The 653-nt window shown below is 36.9% G+C and carries 1 rRNA gene; it reads left to right on the plus strand.

Annotation, left to right across the window (positions count from 1 at the left end):
- Positions 1-581 precede the first annotated feature (581 nt).
- A 16S ribosomal RNA gene (locus DC53_RS00210) occupies positions 582-653 on the plus strand; the annotation flags it as partial.

The following is a 653-nucleotide window of genomic DNA, read 5'->3' on the forward strand; positions in this document are numbered from 1 at the left end:
CCATACATCCTATCAGAATCACCACCCTTAAAAAAACTTTTCATTACAAAGCGTAGATTACCAGAACATTAAGAAAACCTCAAAAAAAAGTAATAATAACCCATTGTCTATCCAGAAAACAGTTCTATATCTGCACCCGCAATAGCGCAACGTTCACACACAAACTGAAACAAGCAGGCCCTTTAAATACGGACGATTCACTACCCAGGTAGTCAATCAGAAATACAAAAAGAAGCACGAAAAAAAAGTTAATTTTTTTTTGGAATATAACGGAAAAAGAAACTATCTTTGCCACCCCAATCGAGAGAGACGGAAAAACATATTGCAAGAAGAAACAAGCTGATTTTTGAGCCTTGAAAAACGAAGAGATTTATTTTCAAGAAAAGCTTGTCAGTTATAAAGAAAGTTATACTTTTGCAGCCGCTTCTACAACGAGCGCCACATGGCAAACGAAGTAAGAGCAAAACAAAAAAAGAAGACACGTTCATAGACATATTGAATTGACAGCATAAGAGAGAGTAAGAACTCGATTTTATCGAAACACAACCTGACAATACGATCGTAAACAATATTTAAAATATACGATGAAGAGTTTGATCCTGGCTCAGGATGAACGCTAGCGGCAGGCCTAACACATGCAAGTCGAGGGGTAT

It is taken from the genome of Pseudoalteromonas fuliginea, from assembly GCF_000690055.1.
GTDB classification, from domain to species: Bacteria; Pseudomonadota; Gammaproteobacteria; order Enterobacterales; family Alteromonadaceae; genus Pseudoalteromonas; species Pseudoalteromonas fuliginea.